A 3,013-nucleotide genomic window follows, 5' to 3' on the forward strand; every position below is an offset into this window, starting at 1 on the left:
GCCATCATACACTCAAAGTCAGGTGGCCAGATTCACTGTGCCACTACAGTTCAAGTTGACCGGGGGCATGTCGATAATCCTTTGACAGGCGACAAATCCGAGCCTAGGGCTTGGCCTGGTGGGGTTGACCCTCTAAGGTGGGCTCAACGAATTTCAATCCCATCACGCATCGAGGTTGGCGGCGCCATGCAGGAGACGATCATCAACGCCCATCGCCTGATCGGCGAGACGGTCCGCGAGCCCGGCGAGGAGCGACGCGGACGCATCGTCGGCGTGGACCAATCGCGCTCCGTGCCGGTGATTTTCGTGATCTGGCAAGGGCAGGAAGGCATACATCGAGTTGAACTCACGGTCGACGAACTGCGTCAGCTGGCCGAAGCCTGTAACCGGCATCGGTCTTTGCAGGCGGAAACGGGCGAGACGTCCCGGGACGAGGAACAATCACCGGCCGCTGCAGCGGTTTCCCGGCGTCGCGTCGGCTCCCGCTAGCGGCGTCATTATCATTGGCCAGCCGCCCATCGCTGCGGCATGACGAGACCGGAGCATGGATCGACCGGATCCTTTAGAGAGCGGCGACGACGGGCTGGCTGCACAATCCCAACGCTGGCTGCAAGCGCTTCCCGTGACCGCCTACATCACCGACGACGCCTGGTGGCTGGGGAAGCTTCGCTTCGTCGCGGACTCCATCGTCGACGTGAGCGGGCGCCCCGCCGCCGATTACCGCGCCAATCCCGAGCTGTGGCTGACGGCGATTCTCGAGCCGTTCCGTCGCCCCGTGCTCGAGCGTCTCCAGGCAGCTCTCGGCAACGGCGAGTCCCGGACGACGCTGTCCTATCGCATCGAGAAAGCCGACGGCACCCAGTGCAACATCGATGACACGCTGACCATCGAGCGCGACGAAGCGGGGCGGGTGGTGGCGCTTGTTGGTCTGCTGCAGGAGCGCGAGGCGTACCGCGAAGAGACGCACGACGATGCACAACGAGCCTTGCTGACATGCAGCGGCGACCTGCTGCTGCAGCTCGACGAGGATCTCAACTGTCTACAGGTTGCCGGCGCTGTCCAAGCGAACTTGGGCATCGATGCCGAGCAGTTGCACTCGCGCTCGTTGTTCGGCCTGATGGCACCGGAAGATGGACCCAAGATTCAGCGTGCCCTGGACGAGCATGCCTTCGAGTCGACCGCGGTGCTGCTCGAGCTCAGGCTGCGTCATCGGGATGAGGGCTACCGCTGGTTCGAGATTCATTTTTCGCCCTGCCTTTCGTCCGACGACAGTGACGCCTCACGGCCTGGTGCAACGCCGGGCTGGGTCGCCATTGCCCGCGATATCACCGAGCGCCGGCGCCAGACGCTGCAATGGGATGCCTACACCGCTACCGACGAGCTGACCTCGGCACTCAATCGCGACGCCTTCATGGGGCTGCTGCGCCAAGCCCTGGCCATGGGGGAAGCCAATGGCAGGTTTACCCTGATCATGTTCGACGTCGACCATTTCGCCGAGATCAATCGTGCCTGGGGGCGCGAGGGCGGGGATCTGGTACTGGCCTGTATTGGCGAAATGTGCCGCGCCACGCTACGCGAGCGATTCAGTTTCGGTCGCCTCGACGACGATGGTTTTGCACTGTTGCTGAGCGGGAAATCACTGCAGGAGACCGCGGCCGTTGCCGAGCGGATGCGTAGCCGTTTTGCCGCCACCCGTGTCGAGTTCCATGGCCACTGGCTCTCTTTCTCGGTTAGTCTTGGGGTCGCCGAACGGCGCAGTGGCGAGTCCGCGGATACCTTTCTGGAGCGTGCCAAGGTCGGTCTGCGCAGTGCCAAGCAGCATGGACGCAACCGCGTACAGCAGGCGCCCTGAATGACCACGCCATGCGCCATGCAAGTGATAAGAATCTGTTTACGATCTCGCGAGCTAGAACCAAACTAGGCGAAAACGCTTGAGAAAGCAGAGTTTACATGGGGTTAAATGAGCATTCCGAAAGCGTTCGACTCGCTTCGCTCGCCCTACGGCTGTTGTCTCCGCTGCGCTTCGGCTCAACGACATTTGGCCGACGCGCAGCAGATCGTAAACGGGTTCTAAGAGGAGAACGATGATGGGACGACTATTGCTGGCCGCGCTGCTCGGTCTGATCTGCTTGCCGGTCTGGGCCGACGAAGTGGAAGGGCCGCACGTGCAGGGGGAGACCTTCGAATACTCGACCGGTGGCAAGACTTACCAAGGGTATCTGGCCTATAACGCCAGCGACAGCGAGCCTCGCCCCGGCGTGCTGCTGGTGCATGAGTGGTGGGGACTCAACGACTACGTCAAGCGCCGGGCCGACCAGCTTGCCGCGCTGGGCTTCGTGGCCCTGGCGGTGGACATGTACGGCGACGGCAGGGTGGCTCAGCATCCCGACGAGGCCAAGGCATTCTCCAGCCAGGTGATGCAGGACTGGCCCTCGGCCCGTGCGCGTCTGGAAGCGGCGATGACGGCGCTGCGCGAGAATCCCAGGGTGAATGGGGAGCGCATGGCGGCGATCGGCTACTGCTTCGGTGGCGGTGTGGTGATGAACATGGCGCTCGCCGGCATGCCGTTGAATGCCGCGATCAGCTTCCATGGCAGCCCGACGCAGGCGGTGGACAAACCGCAGTCGTTCGACGGACTGGTGCGTATCTACAACGGCGAGGACGATTCGATGGTGGAACCGCAGGCGCTGGATGACATGGCGGCGACACTCGAGAAAAACGGCGCCGATGTACGCGTGGTGCAGTATCCCGGTGCCAAGCACGCCTTCACCAACCCCGATGCCGACCGCCTGGCCAAGGAATACGATCTGCCGCTCGCCTACAACGCCGCCGCGGACGCTGCATCCTGGCAAGCCGCACTGTTGACGCTGGACCAGGCGTTGAATCAATAACCGGGCTTCGTCTGGAGCTGTAAGCCACCTGGCTACGCCAGGAGTCATAAGCTTTAAGCTGTAAGAAAGGTCAAAAACGAAAAGCCGGGTCAAAACCGTTTGTTTCGGGAGACCAGAGGTTG

At 62.4% G+C, this 3,013-nt stretch carries 3 protein-coding genes; all 3 read left to right on the forward strand.

Annotation, left to right across the window (positions count from 1 at the left end; genetic code table 11):
• Nucleotides 1-186: 186 nt before the first annotated feature.
• The 3 genes from DOM57_RS11545 to DOM57_RS11555 all read left to right on the forward strand — a co-directional run bounded on the left by DOM57_RS11545 (nt 187) and on the right by DOM57_RS11555 (nt 2,891).
• A complete protein-coding gene (locus tag DOM57_RS11545; RefSeq protein WP_110649348.1) occupies nt 187-489 on the forward strand; it encodes a hypothetical protein in 303 nt (100 codons plus the stop codon).
• 55 nt (nt 490-544) lie between these two features.
• Nucleotides 545-1,852, forward strand: a complete 1,308-nt coding sequence (locus DOM57_RS11550) for a sensor domain-containing diguanylate cyclase (protein WP_110649349.1) — start codon at nt 545-547, stop codon at nt 1,850-1,852.
• Nucleotides 1,853-2,087: 235 nt separating this feature from the next.
• Nucleotides 2,088-2,891 carry a dienelactone hydrolase family protein gene (locus tag DOM57_RS11555; protein WP_239496194.1) on the forward strand — a complete coding sequence of 268 codons (804 nt, stop codon included), beginning with the start codon at nt 2,088-2,090 and terminating at the stop codon, nt 2,889-2,891.
• Nucleotides 2,892-3,013 lie beyond the last annotated feature (122 nt).

Source organism: Salinicola peritrichatus (assembly GCF_003206715.1).
In the GTDB taxonomy this organism is placed as follows: Bacteria; Pseudomonadota; Gammaproteobacteria; order Pseudomonadales; family Halomonadaceae; genus Salinicola; species Salinicola peritrichatus.